This is a genomic window from Roseiarcus sp., assembly GCF_052145395.1.
Lineage (GTDB): Bacteria > Pseudomonadota > Alphaproteobacteria > Rhizobiales > Beijerinckiaceae > Roseiarcus.
The window spans coordinates 1-3,625 of record NZ_JBKQOT010000483.1 but is presented as its reverse complement, the minus strand read 5'-3'; the positions used below and the strand labels follow the sequence as shown (position 1 = coordinate 3,625).

The following is a 3,625-nucleotide window of genomic DNA, read 5'->3' as shown; positions in this document are numbered from 1 at the left end:
GCCAGCTCGGTGTCACTTCGGCTGTGTTCGCGGACTATGGCAGGCGGGATAATACCAGACGAGAACATTCGGCGGAACTGCAAGAACTGCTTGGCCTGCGCATGATGACGCGGACCGATCAACGCGCTGCGTTAGTGGCGTCGATCGATGCTGCTGCTGCGACAGATAATGGCGAGACGATCGCGGCCGCCACCATCGCAGCCTTCAGAAGTCGCAATGTGCTTCTGCCGTCGACCGACAAGCTTGAGCGCATCGGAACGGCAGGGCGCGCCGTCGCCCGTAAGCGAGTTCAAACGACCCTTTTGGAGGGGCTGACGCCGGAGCGGCTTGAAGCATTCGAGCAACTTCTCATGGTCGATCCCGCTATCCGGCAGACCCGTTTCGCCTGGCTGCGGGCCTTACCGGAGGCGCCGAGTGAAAGGAATCTGCTTGGCCTGATCGAACGGCTGATCTTCGTCCGGTCGTTCGGCCTTGATCCGCAGCGTCGCGCGCGCATCCATCCGGATCGCTGGACACAGCTGGTGCGCGAGGGCGCCGTGACGCCGAGCTGGCTGGCCGACGACTTCAACGCCGGACGCCGGCAAGCGCTGATCGCGGCGCAGCTGATCGAGCTGACCAGCAAGCTGACCGATGCCACGATCACCATGTTCTGCCGGCTGATTGCCCTCCTGTTCACCAAATCCAAGGCCCGACAGGACCGGCGGCATCTCGACGCCCGTAAGGAGACGGGTCGGTTGCTGCGCATGTTCGGCGACACGTTACGCGTGCTCGTCGAAGCCAATGAGACCGGCCAGGACACCTTCGAGGTGCTCGACCGCGAGATCGGCTGGCACCGTCTGGTCCGGGCGCGGGCGGATGTCGAAGCGTTGGCCACGACCGCCGAGGCCGATCCGCTGCTCGGCGCCGCCGAGCGCTATTCCTGGGTCCGCCGCTATGCGCCTGCACTGCTCGATGTCTTCACCTTCCGGTCTGCCCGGACACTTGATCCGCTGCTGACGGCGATTGATCTCTTGCGACAGCTCAATCGGGATGATCGTCGCGGGCTGCCGGCCAAGGTGCCGCTCGCCCATCTCATCCAGAAGGTTCGCAAGCTCATCGCCGCCAATGGCAAGCGGGACCGGCGTCTCTGGGAGATCGCCACCCTCGCCGTGCTGCGCGAGCGCCTGCGCTCGGGCGATGTTTGGGTCGAGGGCGGCCGAGCCTTCCGGCCCCTGGAAGCCCAGCTCATGCCAGGCCCGGCCTTCGTCGCGCGCAAGGAGGCTGGTGATCTGCGGCTCGGTGTCCCACGTGGCGCCGACGCCTGGATCGCGGAAAAGGAGCAGGAACTGGACTTCAAGCTGAAGCGGTTGAGCCATCAGGCCCGAACCGGCAAGCTCGCCGGCGTCCGCATGGAAGATGGCGTCCTGATCATCTCCCAGCAACGCACCAAGGTGCCGAAGGCGAAGGTCGATGCAGCGAAATGGCTGATCCTCGACCGAATGCCGCAGATCGACATCACCGACCTCCTGGCCGAGGTCAACACCTGGACCGGCTTTGCTCAATGGTTCACCCATCTGCGCACCGGCGACACGGTCCGGCTCACCCCGGCGCTGCTCGCGGCAATCCTCGGCGACGCGACCAATCTCGGCGCCAAGCGCATGGCCGACGCCTCGGCCGGGCTCAGCGAGCGACAGATCACCTGGGCCAGGCTGTTCCACATCCGGCCCGAAACCTACAAGGCAGCCTTGGCCGCGATCATCAACGCCCATCTGGCGCATCCCTTCGCCAAGCTCTGGGGCAATGGCACGACGTCATCGTCGGACGGCCAGTTCTTCCGCGCCGGTGGCAGGGGCGCTAAGCGCGGCGACGTCAACGCTCACTACAGCGGCGATCCCGGCAGCAAGTTCTATACCTGGGTCTCCGACCAACACGGCCACTTCCACATCCTGCCGATGGGCGCCACCGAGGATGAAGCCGTCTATGTGCTGGACGGGCTGTATGGACATGAGACCCGAATCGAAATCGACGAGCACTACGTCGACACTGGCGGCGCCAGCGATCATGTCTTCAGCCTGTTCACGCTGGGCGGAAAGCGTGTCGCGCCGCGGCTGCGTGACCTCAAGGACTGGCGCCTGCACGCCTTCGAGGACGCGGATTCCTACCCGACCCTTAAGCATCACATCGGCGATCGTATCGATACCGCCGCGATCCGCGAGGGCTGGGACGAGGCACTGCGCATCGGCGTCTCGATCGAGGACCGCATCGTCGTACCCTCAACCGTTCTGAAGAAGCTCGCCGCCCTACCGAAAACGAACGTGCTGTCACGCGCGCTGCGCGAGATTGGCCGGATCGAGCGGACCCTGTTCATGATCGAATGGTATTCAAGCCCAGAACTGCGCGACCGCTGCCGGGCCGGGCTGAACAAGGGCGAGGCCGGCAACAAGTTGACCCGGGCGGTGTTTTTCCACGAGCGCGGCGAAATCCGCGACGGCTCCTTCGAGAGCCAGGCTTTCCGCGCTTCCGGCCTCAACCTGGTGGTCAGCGCCATCGTCTTGTGGAACACCGTCTATCTCTCGCGTGCGGTCGAGAGCTTGCGAGCCGAAGGGCGCGACCTGCCCGATGATGTAATCCGCCATATCTCGCCGCAGATCTGGGAGCACATCAACCTGACCGGCATCTACGACTGGATGCACGAGCCCCAGCCCAAAGGCACCTTCCGACCGCTCCGCGTCGCCAAAGAGAATTTCATGGCCGCCGCCTGACGAAGGCTGGATGGAAAGCACGAGCACCAGCGCCCGAAGGAATGTTGTTCATGGTTCGTCCAACCTAGCGTGAATCTGGGTACAGCTCTTGTCGTTACGCCGTCAGCTCCGGCCGGTTGTCCGAACGCTTGCCGGACTCAACCTCGACGTAGTTGGTGACGAGTTTGGCGTCGGCGCCCTTGCTGGCGATGAACGCTTCGACGGCGGTCTGTTGCGCATCGAGGCCGAGCCCGCTCCGGCCCTGTTTCTCCGTCGAGACGCGATAATAACCAACGTAATTCTGGCACATGGCAAGCCTCTATGCACACATTCCTAACGAAGGTTAGGCGATCATGCAAGGGCAATGCGAGCCAGAGAAAGACAGGCAGCCAAAATAGGCTCTGGCGCGTTAACCCCCGCTGCCGGATGATTGCGTTGGGGGTGGTGATGGTCCGACAGATTGTGATTGAGCTTGAAACGCCCGGCGACTCCCGGTCGATGTTCCGTCTGCGCATTGACGACAACGCTATCGCGGATGATCTGACGGCGGCGCAGGCCCACGTTCTGATCGGGGAGGTGCTCGATCGGATCACGATGCCAAAATCGCCCGAAGGGGCGGCACTGCCCCCGGAGTCAGATGCTGCTACCGCTCATCGACGGTCGAGTTGGCCGCGACGGGTGCAACGGCGCGCGGAGTAGACGACCATGACCACCAAGTCCGACTGGAAGCGCGGCGCTCAAGACTCGTGGCAGGCGTTCGATCTTCTGCGCACCAGATGGCCGAAGGCGTTCCCGGCCAAGTCCCATGAGGTCCGTCCCCTCGTGAACGTAACGGCGGAAATGCAAGAGGCGTTCGGCTGGAGCCCGGCCTATGCCAAGGGCGTCCTGAGCGTGTGGAAGGCCCG

At 63.9% G+C, this 3,625-nt stretch carries 3 protein-coding genes; 2 read left to right on the top strand and 1 reads right to left on the bottom strand.

The features are described 5' to 3' along the window. Positions 1-2,741: Tn3 family transposase (locus ACLP25_RS16445; RefSeq protein WP_442470259.1), on the top strand; the 2,741-nt coding region annotated here is incomplete at its 5' end. A 94-nt stretch (positions 2,742-2,835) separates the two neighbouring features. Here ACLP25_RS16445 and ACLP25_RS16440 read toward each other — a convergent pair. Then, the gene (locus ACLP25_RS16440; RefSeq protein ID WP_442470258.1) at positions 2,836-3,030 is read right to left on the bottom strand and encodes a recombinase family protein; all 195 of its coding nucleotides are present in this window, start codon (positions 3,028-3,030) and stop codon (positions 2,836-2,838) included. A 395-nt stretch (positions 3,031-3,425) separates the two neighbouring features. Here ACLP25_RS16440 and ACLP25_RS16435 point away from each other — a divergent pair. Then, positions 3,426-3,625 (top strand): hypothetical protein (locus ACLP25_RS16435; protein ID WP_442470257.1); only part of this gene is annotated, 200 nt, incomplete at its 3' end.

Excerpts from the sequence above, each read along its gene's own strand:
- ACLP25_RS16440 (WP_442470258.1), bottom strand. The coding sequence starts at position 3,030 with ATGTGCCAGAATTACGTTGGTTATTATCGCGTCTCGACGGAGAAACAG.